Below are 14,724 nucleotides of genomic sequence, written 5' to 3' on the forward strand. Positions count from 1 at the left end.
TGTCCATCCCCACCTTGCTTCGCTGAAAGTGGGGACTTCCGTGATTCCGTTAAATCTGTTTTTCGGCAATGGACACAGCTATTTGCTCAATTTTTAGGCAAACTATATCCAAGCCTTTTATTGTACCTTAAGATATTGTAAAATAATTAAATACACTCCAAATTGTCCTAGAAACCCATGTTTCTAGAAAAATTTTGCATACAATGTTTTGTTTGTTAAAAATATTTAACAGATTTAGTTAAAAGTCACCTTATCAGCATAAAACCTTCTTTTCACCGTCCATATACAATTTGGTGGAATTGAGCCGATAGCTAAGGCATTTGATTCACAAAAAATAGACCTATATAAGTATCCACATATCACTATATTTTTGCGAAGATCAAAATATGTCTCTAACTTTCTCAATTAATACAACACTAGTTGTATCATTTCTTAACATATCAACGGAGGCTCGCACTTACAAAAATGTCCCCTATGCAATTGAATTCTTCCTTGAAGCAATCAGAAAGTTTTTTACCGACCACAGAGCTTAGCCCAGAGGACGCTGACATAGATAAGAATGCAGTCGAAGTTGAACTCAACAAGCCAATCTTGCCATCATCAAATGCTGAAGGAGGAAATGGCAAATATTTAGGTAAACGGGTAAATTCAGTGGCTGTTCAGAAATCTGAAGAACTGCAAAGAACCCTCTTAGCCCACCAAAACGAGCGTCATTTAGTACTTCTACAAGATTTTCCTGACCCTGATGCCCTCTCTTGTGCTTGGGCATACCAGTTAATTGTGCAGCAATATGATATTAAGTGTGAAATTATTTATGCTGGTACACTGAGCCATCAAGAGAATATCGCCTTAGTCAAGCTCACTGGTTTACCTGCCCAGCGTTGGGCGCCACAAACACTGAAGAGTCGTGACTTGTCATCTTATCAAGGTTTCGTATTAATCGATAACCAAGGAACTACAAGTCAGCTACTATCAGCAGTGCAACAGGCAGGAATCCCCCTAGTTGCAGTCATTGACCATCACAGTTTACAGGCGGAACTCAAAGGAGAGTTTGTTGATGTTCGTCCACATGTGCGGGCAACCTCCACGATTTTTACTCAGTACCTACAATCAGGTTTACTGACCTTAGATAGCAGCATTAGTCAACACGTCAAGTGTGCCACTGCCTTAATGCACGGCTTACGGTCAGATACCAATCGGCTGATGCAAGCCCAAGAAGAAGATTTCATGGCAGCGGCATATCTGAGTCGGTTTTATGATGCCCAGCTACTGAACGCCATCTTACAGGCGAATCGTTCCAAACGGGTGATGGATGTGATCGAGCGATCGCTCAAAAATCGCATTGTCCAAAATAACTTTTCCATTGCTGGTGTTGGTTATCTCCGCTACGAAGACCGGGATGCTATTCCCCAAGCAGCGGATTTTCTAGTCACTGAAGAAAACGTCCACACTGCACTAGTTTATGGCATCGTTCACGATGAAGATGACGAATTAGAAGTAGTCATTGGTTCCTTAAGAACCGCCAAACTCACCCTAGACCCTGACGAATTCATCAAGGAAGCCTTTGGACAAGATAGTACAGGGCGCTTTTTCGGTGGCGGACGCACAGGTGCTGGTGGCTTTGAAATTCCCATGGGTTTCTTGTCTGGTAGTAACGAAAATCCTACTTACGCCAAAATGAAATGGGAAGTGTATGATTCTCAAATCAAGCAAAAACTATTGAAGTTAGTTAATCCCAAAGATAGCCCCATTGACTCAGAGTGAACTTTGTGATTACTTACCCAGGAAACCGTAAGTAAAAGTCCGTTACAACTAATTTGAAGACAACATTTATTTATTGGGGGTTTAGCAATGCTAAACCCTTACTAATTTTTATTATTTAATTTCGTAACGGAGAAACTTCATGCACACAACAGAACTACAAAAGTTAAAAAACTTATATGAACAAGACTTTTATGCTTGGGTAGAGCAAACAGCAGAAATTTTAAAATTGCAACACTGGGAAAAACTAGATTTAGAAAACTTAATTGAAGAAATGGTGGACTTGGGCAAGAGTCAACAAAGGTCGTTACAAAGTGCTTTGCGATTGGTATTATCTCATTTACTCAAGTGGAAATATCAACCCGAATGTCGTAGTCATAGTTGGCAAGTTACCATTACCCGTGAGCGACTGAATCTAGATGAATTAATTCAAGAAAGTCCTAGCTTGCGCCGGTTTTTAAATAATGCTGAGTGGATAAATACTACTTATCAAAGAGCGCGGCGAGAGGCAATTGTAGAAACAAATTTAGATGCTGCTAATTTTCCGATTGACTGTCCCTTTAATGTTGATGAAATTTTAGATTTAGATTTTTATCCTCAAACTTAAGAATAGAAAAGTTACATAATAATTACTCGTAAATTTAAATTTAGAGGTAACATGTGTATTAGTTTTACTGGTAGAGATATCTAAAAATGTCACAGTCAGAATTGTTAAATGAATTTTTGTCCTTGCCTGTTGAAGTACAGCGTCAAATTGTAGATTTCATCGCTTTTTTGCGACAAAAACATGCAGTAATTGAATCTGCTTCGCAGTCACCAGATATTGATTTTATCAATCATAGTTTCATTGGAATGTGGAGCGATCGCCAAGATTTCACTGATAGCACTAACTGGGTACGGGCTGTGCGGGAATGTGAGTGGTAAAAGGGTTATGACTAAAACTTTATTCCCGACTTAAATCTATTGTCATATTCATAGCAGTACTCAAATTATGGAATTATACTTAATTCGTCATGGCATAGCTGAAGAGAGACAACCAGATACCCAAGATGAAGAGCGATCGCTCACCAAAGAAGGAAGGCAAAAAACCCAGAAAGTGGCGCAGAGAATTAAACACCTAGGCTTACAGTTTGATGTGATTGTCACTAGTCCCTTAGTACGTGCGTACCAAACATCAGAAATTCTGGTAGCAACCGGGCTAAGTACCCAACTGGAAAAATCTACTCATCTTGCCCCCAACGGTAATATTTCCAGTTGGCTAAATTATTGGCTAGAACCGAAAAATTATCCCCAAAAAGCCCAAATAGCCTTAGTTGGACATGAACCTTGTTTGAGTCATTGGGCAGAAATTCTGCTTTGGGGCGAAACCAAAGACAGTTTAGTCTTGAAAAAAGCAGGTATGATTGGGATAAAACTACCAGAAATAGGTTCACCTCTGGGTCGGAGTCACATGTTTTGGTTGACACCGCCTAAGTACCTGTTGTAACAGCTTTTCAACATTTCTTTCAAAAATGTTGTGAGATTAGCTACTGTTATGACGACATTAATTTCTGGTAAGTTAGCGTGTGCTTTGCACAATCAGATATTTCAATAAGCAAATGGTGTTGCCATGATGGTGTGCGAATATAAGCCTGGTTTAGAAGGCATTCCCGCCGCCCAATCGAGTATTAGTCATGTTGATGGGCAGAAGGGAATTCTAGAATATCGTGGCATCCGGATTGAGGAACTAGCAGAAAAAAGTTCCTTTTTGGAGACTGCTTATCTCTTGATCTGGGGTGAACTGCCAAGTAAAGAAGAATTGGAAGCGTTTGAGCATGAGATTCTTTACCACAGAAGAATCAAATACCGTATTCGGGACATGATGAAATGCTTCCCGGAAAGCGGACACCCAATGGATGCTCTACAAGCCTCTGCTGCGGCTTTAGGCTTGTTTTATTCGCGCCGGGATTTACATAATCCTGTCTACATTCGGGATTCTGTAGTGCGCCTGTTAGCCACAATTCCCACAATGGTAGCGGCCTTCCAATTGATGCGAAAAGGCAATGATCCTGTAAAGCCGCGTGATGATTTAGGATATGCTGCCAATTTTCTCTACATGCTCAACGAGAAAGAACCGGATGCATTAGCAGCTAAAATTTTTGACATCTGCTTGATACTGCATGTTGAGCATACAATGAATGCTTCCACCTTTAGTGCCAGGGTAACAGCGTCAACGTTAACTGACCCCTATGCTGTAGTTGCCAGTGCTGTAGGAACCTTGGGAGGTCCTCTGCACGGTGGAGCTAACGAAGAAGTCATTCAGATGTTAGAAGAAATCGGCTCTGTAGAAAATGTGCGCCCATATGTAGACAATCTTCTACAACGCAAAGCGAAGATTATGGGTTTTGGACATCGTGTCTACAAAGTCAAAGATCCACGCGCCACAGTTTTGCAAAACCTAGCAGAACAGTTGTTCGCCAAGTTTGGGCATGACAAATACTATGACATTGCCCTAGAGATGGAACAGGTGGTCGCCGAGAAACTCTCTGGCAAAGGGATTTATCCCAATGTTGACTTTTACTCTGGTTTGGTGTATAGGAAAATGGGAATTCCTACAGACTTATTTACACCAATCTTTGCGATCGCTCGTGTTGCTGGTTGGCTAGCTCACTGGAAAGAACAACTAGCAGAAAACCGCATCTTCCGTCCTACCCAGATTTACAACGGTAGACACGACGTACCGTATACCCCCATCGATCAACGTTAACTGACAGCTTACTTGTTCAAACTCACCCCAAACATAAGCTAGAAGACCGTTGCCACAATGGAGGCGGGGGTTTTGTGATGACTTGGTAGGGGACTAGGGACTGAGAAGATTGTGGTAAGCCCGAAGTATTCCCCCTGCCTCTTCCCCCCACTCCCTAAAAAATCCTAATCCTGACCATAAGTAGAAGTTCTTGTATAGCTTCAAGGGCCTAAAACCATCCAACGATATACTAGGCATGGGAATTGGCAAAAATCTATGGCTACGCCACGCAAGCTATCAATCAAGCGTCTTCATCAAAGCATAAAGGATGAAGCCTGAAGGCTGAAATTTTATATTTCATAACTTCACACTTCATACTTCAGTTGACCTAAAGAGCGGAAACATGAATTCAGGAATTGATCTCCAAGGAACTTTTATTAAATCCCTCATAGATTTAGGGATACCAGCGGGCACAGCCAAAGCTATTTGGATGCCCTTGCCCATGATACTGATGCTGATTGGAGCAACAGTGGGGGTGCTGGTCTGTGTTTGGCTAGAACGGAAGATTTCCGCATCAGCACAACAGCGGATTGGGCCTGAATTTATTGGCCCTTTTGGCTTATTAGCTCCAGTAGCGGATGGCTTGAAGCTGGTATTTAAAGAAGATATCGTCCCAGCTAAAGCTGATGCCTGGCTCTTTACCATCGGGCCCATTTTGGTTGTATTGCCAGTATTTCTGTCTTATTTGATTGTTCCTTTTGGACAGAATATTGTCATTACAAATGTCGGCATGGGAATTTTCTTGTGGATTGCTTTCTCTAGCATTGCCCCCATTGGGCTATTAATGGCTGGCTACGCATCCAATAACAAGTACTCCCTCTTAGGCGGCTTACGGGCAGCAGCACAATCTATTAGCTATGAAATTCCTCTGTCGTTGAGCGTGCTGGCAGTCGTCATGATGTCTAATAGCCTTAGCACTATTGATATTGTTAACCAGCAATCTGGCTATGGTATCCTTGGCTGGAACATTTGGCGGCAACCAATAGGGTTCCTAATTTTTTGGATAGCAGCTCTAGCGGAATGCGAACGCTTACCCTTTGACTTACCCGAAGCGGAAGAGGAAATCGTAGCTGGTTATCAAACCGAATACTCTGGCATGAAGTTCGCTCTGTTTTACCTGAGTTCTTATGTAAACTTAGTGCTTTCTGCTCTACTGGTAGCAGTTTTGTATCTCGGTGGTTGGGACTTTCCCATTCCTGTTAGTCTGATAGCTAGTTGGCTGGGAATTAGTGAATTAAATCCCGTGTTGCAGGTAGTAACTGCTACATTGGGTATCTTTATGACCCTAATTAAAGCCTATGTGCTAGTGTTTATCGCCATCTTGTTGCGTTGGACAGTACCACGGGTGCGGATTGACCAATTGTTAGATTTAGGATGGAAGTTTTTGTTACCAGTTGCTTTGGTTAATCTTCTGTTAACCGCAGCTTTGAAACTTGCCTTTCCGATCGCCTTTGGTGGATAAACCAATTTTAGATTTTAGATTTTAGATGGAGTCTGAAATCTAAAATCCGAAATCCGAAATTGAAAAGAGAGAGACACAACAATGCTAAAGTTCCTAAAACAAGTTGGTGATTACGCCAAAGAAGCAGTGCAAGCCGGTCGTTATATTGGTCAAGGGTTAGCTGTAACTTTTGACCATATGCAGCGTCGTCCTGTAACGGTACAGTACCCCTACGAAAAATTAATTCCTGGGGAACGGTTTCGCGGCAGAATTCACTTCGAGTTTGATAAGTGTATTGCTTGCGAAGTCTGTGTGCGGGTTTGTCCTATCAATCTACCTGTAGTGGATTGGGAATTTGAGAAAGCCAATAAAAAGAAAAAACTCAACCACTACAGTATTGACTTTGGAGTTTGTATCTTCTGCGGTAACTGTGTGGAATATTGCCCGACTAACTGTTTATCAATGACAGAAGAGTATGAGCTATCCACTTACGATCGCCATGAATTGAACTATGATAACGTGGCACTTGGTCGTCTGCCTTACAAAGTGACCGATGATCCGATGGTGACGCCACTGCGCGAACTAGTTTACTTGCCCAAGGGTGTCATGGAACCCCACGACCTACCTGCTGATGCACCTCGCGCTGGTTCGCGTCCAGAAGACCTTGTAGAACAAAACAGTGAAGAATCAACAGTTAACAGTTAACCAACCAATAACTGAAAACTTATCACTGAAAATTGAATAACTAATAACTGACAATTGACTAAGGACAAAAACAGTGAATCTAGCAGAAGGAGTACAGGTTGTTTCTTTTGGCATACTGGGCGCGATGATGATTGGGGCAGCATTAGGTGTAGTGCTGTTTTCTAACATTGTCTATTCTGCCTTTATGCTGGGGGGAGTGTTTATCAGCATGGCGGGACTTTACCTGTTGCTAAATGGTGATTTTGTCGCCGCAGCGCAGGTACTGGTTTATGTTGGGGCAGTGAACGTGTTGATTTTGTTTGCCATTATGTTGGTGAATAAGCGGCAAGATTTCGCTCCCTATCCTAGTGCAGGGCTGCGGAAAGTCATCACAGCCATAGTCAGTCTCGGATTATTTGGTCTGTTGAGTACGATGGTATTGGCAACTCCTTGGGCATATTCTACAACTGCTGCTGTAGCACCAGAAAGTTCTATAGTTGTCATTGGTGAGCATTTCTTCACTGACTTTTTACTACCTTTTGAACTGGCTTCAATTTTATTGTTGATAGCGATGGTAGGAGCGATTATTTTGGCACGTCGCGAGTATTTGCCGGAAAAACCAGCACCTTCAGAGTCACAACAAACTGTTTTGACTTTACCAGAACGCCCCAGAGACTTGGTATCGGCAGGCAGCGAAACAAAAGAGTAAAATTTGCGATATATTTCGCAGGTAAAAAGCCAGTTTTTATGGCCACGGAAGCTATCAGAAGGGATACAAAAATCCATGCAACTCCAGTACTTTTTATTACTAGCAGCAGCTTTGTTTTGTATCGGCATTTATGGCTTAATTACCAGTCGTAATGCCGTGCGTGTGTTGATGTCCATTGAGTTACTGCTGAATGCTGTTAATCTGAATTTAATGGCATTTTCCAACTTTCTCGATTCAACTTTAATTAAGGGCCAGGTATTCACCGTGTTTGTGATTACCGTGGCAGCTGCTGAAGCGGCGGTAGGGTTAGCGATCGTGCTGGCGATTTATCGCAACCGTGATACCGTCGACATGGAGCAGTTTAATCTCCTGAAGTGGTAATTGTGCGTGCAACTCAAGCAGGTAATCATTGCTTATAAAGCCAGAGATTCCCAGAGTAAACGCTGGGCAGAACTCTGTGCTAAACAACTAGAAAATCGCCATTGCCAGGTGTTGATGGGGCCTAGTGGGCCAAAAGATAACCCTTATCCGGTGTTTTTGGCTTCGGCTACTCAACCAATCGACCTGGCTTTGGTACTCGGTGGTGATGGCACTGTCTTAACTAGTGCTAGACATTTAGCCCCAGCTGGTATACCTATTCTGGGAGTGAATGTGGGCGGTCATCTAGGCTTCTTAACCGAATCAGTAGATGAGTTTCAAGATACAGAGAAAGTTTGGGATCGGCTATTTGAAGATCGCTATGCTATCCAGCGGCGGATGATGTTACAAGCGGCGGTATATGAAGGTCATCGGACAAATTTGGAACCTGTGACTGAACGCTACCTCGCTTTGAATGAATTTTGCGTCAAACCCGCTTCCGCTGACCGCATGATCACTTCAATTCTAGAAATGGAAATTGACAGTGAGGTAGTCGATCAATATGTGGGGGATGGTTTGATTATTTCCACTCCCACGGGTTCCACAGGTTATACAGTTTCCGCTAGTGGCCCCATTATGCACGATGGTATGGAGGCAATTACCATCACTCCTATTTGCCCCATGAGTCTCTCTAGCCGTCCCTTAGTGTTACCCGCTGGTTCTGTGGTCAGCATCTGGCCTTTGGGAGACTATGATTTGAGTACCAAGCTGTGGATGGATGGGGTATTGTCTACGTCGATTTGGCCAGGACATCGCGTTGATGTGCGGATGGCTGATTCTCTGGCTAAATTTATTATTTTGCGGGAGAACAATTCATATTATCAGACACTACGAGAGAAGCTGCTTTGGGCAGGGACAAGGGTTCGCTACAGTAATAATCACCGTAATTGATTTATCAGGTTTCTGCCGCAGTCTTTTGCTTGAAGTTTTTTGTGAACAAAAAATTATATCAGCCCCCGATAATATCTGGGGGCTTTTCCGCAGTTGTTTTCTTTAATTGCCGAAAATGGCTTTTTGTCACGCCTTCAGTTATTAGCAATATAAACGTGAGTTCGACAAATATCAAAAACCCCATTTATTCCGGACTTTACTAGGATATCTGGCTTTATTAATTACGAATTTATCAAAAACATAGCTATGCGGAACTTTGCACTCGTTCCGAGTTGGTTGCGGTTTTTAATTATTTTTGTGTTGACAATGGGTATATTATTTCGCTTTGTCAACCTTGAAGGCAAAATATACTCCCATAATGAAACTTATACGTCATTACGAATTTCTGGTTACACAGTAAATGAAGTCAAACAGCAAATATTTAATGGTCGTGTAATTAGTCGAGAAAATTTTGCTAAATTCCAAAGTCGTAATGAAGAAAAAAACTTCAGTGACACAATTATGTCTTTGGCTACAGAAGACCCGCAGCATCCGCCACTTTATTATTTAATAGCCAGATTTTGGGTAGGAATTTTTGGTAATTCAATCACAGCTATTAGAAGTTTGTCTGCTGTGATTAGCTTATTGGTGTTTCCTGGTATTTATTGGCTGTGCCGTGAATTATTTAATGTGCCATTATCAGTTCCTGGGTTAGCGATCGCTCTGGTGGCTATCTCTCCTATTCATTTAGTATATGCTCAAGAAGCACGAGAATATATCCTTTGGTTAGTCACCGTCATATTCTGTAGCGCATCACTGCTACTAGCGATACGAATACAATCAAAAGATCACAATGAATTAGCCCCAGAACAGCAAATTTCCGATAGTTTTACTCCCTGGGGAATTTATGTAGTTACTTTGACATTAAGTTTTTATACGTGTTTGTGGAGTGTATTTGTAGCAGTTGCTCACGGAATTTATGTAATTATTATTTCCAGATTTCAATTAACTGAAACTGTCAGGGCTTATCTCATAGCATCAGCGCTGGCATTTCTGGCTTTTTTACCTTGGATAATGATTGTGGCGGCTAATTTTTTGGAGTTTCTGCTAACAGCAGATGTGACACAATCTCAATCTTCAATAAGTTCTTTAATTCTAGTTTTGCTAATACAAATAAGTAGAATTTTTTTTGATTTGAATTTAGATATAGATAATTTATTTAGTTCCTTGATTGCACCTTTTTTTTTAACATTAGTGGGATATGCAATTTATTTTCTGTGTCGCACAACTAACTATCAAGTTTGGTTGTTTATTCTGATGTTGATGATAATTATGGCTATCCCCATCAAGTTACCAAATTTGAATGATGGGGGCATAGTTTTTAGTTTAGAAGCATATTTGATACCTTTATACTTAGGTATTCAACTTGCTGTGGCTTATCTTTTAGCTACACAATTATACAATGGAATTGTATCTCGCCGCCGAATTTGGCAGATGATTCTGATATTAGTAATTGTTTGTGGTTTAATCTCTTGTAGGGTAAGTTACGAGGCTGAAACTTGGTGGCACAAAGGGGTCAGTTTTGGAAATGCACAAGTTGCTAGGATTATTAATGAGACTGAAAACCCACTTTTAATTAGTGATGCTGAGGGGATTAATTATGGTAATGTTTTTTCACTAAGTTATCTAGTTCAGCCAAATGTCAGGTTTCAATTGATAGGAAATCAAGCTGTTCCTGATATTCCTGATAGTTTTAGCGATATTTTTTTACTCAATCCTTCAGATTCCAGGCGTAGCCAAATAATTATGAAGTATAAATCTAATATGCATATTGTTTATCAAGATAGGTATTCTCTTCTTTGGAAATTATCCAAACTTCGTGCATCCAGTTAAGTTTTGTTTTTATTAGCAATAAATCATCCACTGGATAACAGGATTTGACAAAATTCAAAAAACCGCAAAGTCCGCACAGAAGCGCGAGTGGCTTCCCGCAAAGTAGAGTACTAAGGGAAGAGAGTTGTGGTTTTTTCCTCAATTAAGTGAATCTGGGAAAAATTGGAATGCTTTCATAAAGGTTTCATTTTAAATCATAATAAGCTTTAGTGTGCAACTTGTAAAATGAGTGCATTCAGTGGGTAATTTTGTCCAAATTATTGAGAAACTTAATTTATGCGACATCTCAAAGTTGCTCCCTATTGGTTACATTTATTAATTGTAGTTGTGTTAATTTTGGGTGTATTTTTCCGATTTTTTAATTTAGATGGAAAGGTTTATTGGCATGATGAAACTTATACTTCATTGCGAATTTCTGGTTATACTGCTGCTGAAGTTAAACAACAAATTTTTAATGGCAGTGTAATTACTAGAGAAAGTTTTGCTCAGTACCAACGACCAAATTTAGAAAAAAATTTTGGCGATACTATTAAGTCTTTAGCGATAGAAGATCCGCAACATCCGCCGCTTTATTATGTAATAGCCAGATTTTGGGTGCAAATATTTGGTAATTCGGTGACAACTATGAGAAGTTTGTCTGCTGTAATTAGCTTGTTGGTGTTTCCTTGTCTTTACTGGCTATGCCGCGAATTATTTCATGTACCCTTATCTGTTCCTAGTTTAGCGATCGCTCTGGTGGCCATCTCGCCTATTCATCTAGTCTATGCTCAGGAAGCAAGAGAATATATTCTCTGGATAGTGGCTATATTACTATGCAGCGCCTCACTTTTACGAGCCTTACGTCTGGAAGCCGTAGATAAATATAATTTGGCATTAGGGCAGAAAATACCTCATCGCACCATTACCTGGGGAATTTATGCCGTAACTTTAGCGCTAAGTTTTTATACATTTTTATTAAGTGGGTTTGTAGCAATATCTCATGGAATTTATATAATTGCTATTGCCAAATTTCGATTTACTCAGACTGTAAAAGCCTATGTGTTAGCAACTCTAATGGGGTTTTTAGCTTTTACACCTTGGATGGTGGTTGTGATAGCTAACTTTTTACAATTTGACAATGCAACTGCCTGGACAAAGACACAATTGCCTTTAGAAACTTTAGTTCAATCGTGGCTACTACAATTAACGCGAATCTTTTTCGATGTAGATTTTAGTTTTACCAATAATTACAACTGGTTAATCACAGTATTTTTTTTAAGCTTTATAGGATACGCAATTTATTTTCTCTGCCGAACCACTCACTATAAAGTTTGGCTATTTATTATGTCTATGATTATAGTGCCAGTAGTACCACTAATACTACCAGATTTGATTTTTGGTGGGATACGTTCACTTTCAGAACGTTATTTATTACCTACTTATTTAGGTATACAAATAGCTGTTGCTTACCTACTGGCTACACAACTATATAATGGGATGCGATCGCGCCGCCAAATTTGGCAAACGATAGTAATATTAGTAATTATTTGTGGATTAGTTTCTTCTCTGGCGAGTTCCCAGGCAGACACTTGGTGGAGTAAGGTGGTTAGCTATGGTAATCCCCAAGTTGCTAAGATTATTAATCAAGCTGAACGCCCACTTTTAATTAGTGATTCTCAAGGAATTAATTATGGCAATATCTTTTCCCTGAGTTATCTTGTGCAGCCAAAAGTGCGATTTCTTTTGCTAAACGAGCAAAATATTCCTGAGATTCCTGAGAATTTCACTGATATTTATTTACTTAATCCTACCGATACCTGGCGTGAAGCAATAGAAACTAGATATAATGCTCCAGCAAATGTGGTTTACGGCGACAATTATTTTTTGCTGTGGAAGTTAGCCAAACCTAATAAAAATTAAACTTTGGAAACTATCATTGGTTTGATATTTACTTTTTTATCAAACAAAATTCGTGGTTTTAGCAATATTCTCAATAGTAACATCAAAGAAATAAACTCTCCTGGGGCGTTTTGATGTTTCCATTGTCCAGGACGACAAAATAACATTTCTACGAGACGGCGATATTGACTCAAACTTACTGATGCAAACTTCACTCTGATTGTGGAAAATTCGTTGTTAAACCCAGTACAAATCATTTCTCCTTTAAAATGTAAATTTTCTTCAATAATTTCTATATTGATTAACTGATTATCTAATAAATAAATATCTTGATTTTGAGTTAAAGCAACTTCTGCGCCTACTTCGGAAATCATTGTAGTCACACCCCATAAACTTTGCTTACCAACTCTTAAATGCACCACACGTCGTAAGTCAAACCATTCATACATATCTGCTTTCGGTACATCTAGCAAAACCCATAAAGTAATCCCAATCATCATCAAATTATAAGAACTCCACAGCCAAGCTAAATTAATACCTGTCATTGGTTGTGTTGTCGGTGCAATTGTAATTACCCATAAACTAATAGCTGTGGCAATAAATAAACTTATTAGAGGTAAGGCTAATCGCCAATTAAAACTATAGCGATTTTTGAATATACCCTTGGGTGTAACTTTAAATCCTTTAGCAAAGGGATTCAACATTACTTGGATGATATTCATTGATAAGGGAAAACAGATTAATATTGAGTAAATATCTGATATTAATGCTGAAGACGAACGATAATTTAACCAGGAAAATACAGCTAAATTTACTAAATAGTAAGGTAATAAAAAGTATATAAGTTCTGCTGGTGTTGATTGAAGAGGAATTACGTGGAGGAATGAATACGCCAATGGCATCAACAAAAAATAAATGCGAGAAATATTACTGAACCAATATAATAAACCACCTAAATAAGCTAACCTTTGAATCAAGGACATGCCAGGAATTGTTAAGGGATTAAACTTAAGAAATAATGCTTGGAGTGTACCCTGTTCCCACCTTAATCGTTGAATTGCATAGGAGGTGATATTTTCTGCGGCTAAACCAGCGCTTAATTTTTCATTTAAATAAAGTAAGCGGTAGCCTTGAGAGCATAAACGAATTCCTGTAAGATAGTCTTCACTTAAAGATTCAACAACAAAACCCCCAGTTTTCTCTAAACTACTTCTACGAACAACAAAAGAAGTCCCCGAACAAATGGCACTACCGGAAGCATCTCGACTCGCCTGAACTTGTCTGTGAAATACTTCTGATTCATGGGTGAGAATATTTTCTAAGCCCAGATTACGGGCTACAGGGTCAGAATTATAAAAGGTTTGGGGTGTTTGGACTAGGGCAACTTTGGCATCTTGAAAGAAACCGACAGTGCGAGTAAGAAAGTTTTTCGTAGGGATAAAATCAGCGTCGAAAACTACTATTAATTCTCCATCAGTTTGGGCGATCGCATGATTTAAATTTCCAGCTTTAGCATGAATATTATCTGGTCTAGTGATGTATTCACAACCTAACTCTTTGGCTAAATATTTCATTTCTGGTCGCCTAGTATCATCTAAAAGATAAATTTTCTTACGGGCATAATCTAGAGCTTGACAACCGATAATAGTGCGACGCAAAATAAACACTGGCTCATTATAAGTGGGAATTAAAATATCCACGGAAGGCGTAAAGCTGCCATCAATTACAGCTAGTGATTTAGCATCAGCTTCTCGGTGACGCTCTTTAATCTTTAATAAAAAAAATAGCTGGATAGTACTATTGAGTACCACTAGCATTTCTGCAACAAGTAAACCTAAACTAAATACTCCATTTAAAGGATCGGCAACATTCAAAGTAGAGAGCGATCGCCACAGCACATACCGCAAAGTTAAGATGATTAATATCCCCACCACCAATTGCCTCGACCAATTTCTGGGTTGAGGAGAAACTTTCATTACCACAAACACAGTTAATAAGCAACCTACAGTGGGTAGCAGTAAATATTTATTCTCTACCATTGGCACTTTTAACCACATTGGTGGGTTTGCTTGCCAGAAATGAATTTGAGTAAAAAGGCTATTAATTGTGTCATTACCTGCAAACCATCCCGCTACTATGGCGCTGCATAAAAAAACAACACCTAAGAGAATCAGTGTTGCCCTGGGAAATGGAAAATATTTTGAGGAAATATGAGATTGAAGGTTGCGACTATCAAACAGGGAAACAGGAATCTCACGCTTTTGCACTTAATAAATCTCCTGGAAA

13 protein-coding genes are annotated in these 14,724 nt (G+C 39.8%); 12 read left to right on the forward strand and 1 reads right to left on the reverse strand.

The genetic code is table 11. The features are described from left to right. The first annotated feature begins 474 nt into the window (after positions 1-474). The 12 genes from ACM0OT_RS22485 to ACM0OT_RS22540 all read left to right on the forward strand — a co-directional run bounded on the left by ACM0OT_RS22485 (position 475) and on the right by ACM0OT_RS22540 (position 12,459). Positions 475-1,764: a DHH family phosphoesterase gene (locus ACM0OT_RS22485; RefSeq protein WP_414566607.1), complete on the forward strand. Its 1,290-nt coding sequence runs from the start codon at positions 475-477 to the stop codon at positions 1,762-1,764. 139 nt (positions 1,765-1,903) lie between these two features. Further along, positions 1,904-2,368 carry a DUF29 domain-containing protein gene (locus ACM0OT_RS22490; protein WP_414566608.1) on the forward strand — a complete coding sequence of 155 codons (465 nt, stop codon included), beginning with the start codon at positions 1,904-1,906 and terminating at the stop codon, positions 2,366-2,368. A gap of 86 nt (positions 2,369-2,454) precedes the next feature. Then, positions 2,455-2,685, forward strand: coding sequence for a hypothetical protein (locus ACM0OT_RS22495; protein ID WP_414566609.1), 231 nt, complete (start codon positions 2,455-2,457; stop codon positions 2,683-2,685). Positions 2,686-2,752: 67 nt separating this feature from the next. Continuing rightward, positions 2,753-3,247 (forward strand): phosphohistidine phosphatase SixA, encoded by a 495-nt coding sequence (gene sixA / locus ACM0OT_RS22500; protein ID WP_414566610.1) that lies wholly within the window; start codon positions 2,753-2,755, stop codon positions 3,245-3,247. 123 nt (positions 3,248-3,370) lie between these two features. Continuing rightward, positions 3,371-4,507 carry a citrate synthase gene (locus ACM0OT_RS22505; RefSeq protein ID WP_414566611.1) on the forward strand — a complete coding sequence of 379 codons (1,137 nt, stop codon included), beginning with the start codon at positions 3,371-3,373 and terminating at the stop codon, positions 4,505-4,507. A 382-nt stretch (positions 4,508-4,889) separates the two neighbouring features. Beyond that, complete coding sequence (gene nuoH, locus ACM0OT_RS22510; protein ID WP_414544671.1) at positions 4,890-6,008, forward strand: NADH-quinone oxidoreductase subunit NuoH; 1,119 nt, start codon at positions 4,890-4,892, stop codon at positions 6,006-6,008. 81 nt (positions 6,009-6,089) lie between these two features. Then, a complete protein-coding gene (gene ndhI, locus ACM0OT_RS22515) occupies positions 6,090-6,692 on the forward strand; it encodes an NAD(P)H-quinone oxidoreductase subunit I (protein ID WP_414544672.1) in 603 nt (200 codons plus the stop codon). A gap of 73 nt (positions 6,693-6,765) precedes the next feature. Next, positions 6,766-7,380 (forward strand): NADH-quinone oxidoreductase subunit J, encoded by a 615-nt coding sequence (locus ACM0OT_RS22520; protein WP_414566612.1) that lies wholly within the window; start codon positions 6,766-6,768, stop codon positions 7,378-7,380. 75 nt (positions 7,381-7,455) lie between these two features. Continuing rightward, on the forward strand, positions 7,456-7,761 hold the full coding sequence (gene nuoK, locus ACM0OT_RS22525; protein ID WP_006199065.1) for an NADH-quinone oxidoreductase subunit NuoK: 306 nt from the start codon (positions 7,456-7,458) through the stop codon (positions 7,759-7,761). A 6-nt stretch (positions 7,762-7,767) separates the two neighbouring features. Continuing rightward, positions 7,768-8,688 carry an NAD(+) kinase gene (locus tag ACM0OT_RS22530; RefSeq protein ID WP_414544674.1) on the forward strand — a complete coding sequence of 307 codons (921 nt, stop codon included), beginning with the start codon at positions 7,768-7,770 and terminating at the stop codon, positions 8,686-8,688. A gap of 246 nt (positions 8,689-8,934) precedes the next feature. Beyond that, positions 8,935-10,560: a glycosyltransferase family 39 protein gene (locus tag ACM0OT_RS22535; RefSeq protein WP_414566613.1), complete on the forward strand. Its 1,626-nt coding sequence runs from the start codon at positions 8,935-8,937 to the stop codon at positions 10,558-10,560. A gap of 276 nt (positions 10,561-10,836) precedes the next feature. Beyond that, positions 10,837-12,459 (forward strand): hypothetical protein, encoded by a 1,623-nt coding sequence (locus tag ACM0OT_RS22540; protein WP_414566614.1) that lies wholly within the window; start codon positions 10,837-10,839, stop codon positions 12,457-12,459. Here the strand turns inward: ACM0OT_RS22540 and ACM0OT_RS22545 are convergent. After that, entirely contained in the window at positions 12,456-14,705 is a 2,250-nt protein-coding gene (locus tag ACM0OT_RS22545; protein ID WP_414566615.1) for a glycosyltransferase, read from the reverse strand. The two genes, ACM0OT_RS22540 and ACM0OT_RS22545, sit on opposite strands and share 4 nt — an antisense overlap. Between the last annotated feature and the right edge of the window lie 19 nt (positions 14,706-14,724).

The organism is Anabaena sp. CCY 9613 (assembly GCF_963920895.1).
Taxonomy (GTDB): Bacteria; Cyanobacteriota; Cyanobacteriia; order Cyanobacteriales; family Nostocaceae; genus Cyanocohniella.

Excerpts from the sequence above, each read along its gene's own strand:
- ACM0OT_RS22485 (WP_414566607.1), top strand. The coding sequence starts at position 475 with ATGCAATTGAATTCTTCCTTGAAGCAATCAGAAAGTTTTTTACCGACC.
- ACM0OT_RS22490 (WP_414566608.1), top strand. The coding sequence starts at position 1,904 with ATGCACACAACAGAACTACAAAAGTTAAAAAACTTATATGAACAAGAC.
- ACM0OT_RS22495 (WP_414566609.1), top strand. The coding sequence starts at position 2,455 with ATGTCACAGTCAGAATTGTTAAATGAATTTTTGTCCTTGCCTGTTGAA.
- sixA (WP_414566610.1), top strand. The coding sequence starts at position 2,753 with ATGGAATTATACTTAATTCGTCATGGCATAGCTGAAGAGAGACAACCA.
- ACM0OT_RS22505 (WP_414566611.1), top strand. The coding sequence starts at position 3,371 with ATGATGGTGTGCGAATATAAGCCTGGTTTAGAAGGCATTCCCGCCGCC.
- nuoH (WP_414544671.1), top strand. The coding sequence starts at position 4,890 with ATGAATTCAGGAATTGATCTCCAAGGAACTTTTATTAAATCCCTCATA.
- ndhI (WP_414544672.1), top strand. The coding sequence starts at position 6,090 with ATGCTAAAGTTCCTAAAACAAGTTGGTGATTACGCCAAAGAAGCAGTG.
- nuoK (WP_006199065.1), top strand. The coding sequence starts at position 7,456 with ATGCAACTCCAGTACTTTTTATTACTAGCAGCAGCTTTGTTTTGTATC.
- ACM0OT_RS22535 (WP_414566613.1), top strand. The coding sequence starts at position 8,935 with ATGCGGAACTTTGCACTCGTTCCGAGTTGGTTGCGGTTTTTAATTATT.
- ACM0OT_RS22540 (WP_414566614.1), top strand. The coding sequence starts at position 10,837 with ATGCGACATCTCAAAGTTGCTCCCTATTGGTTACATTTATTAATTGTA.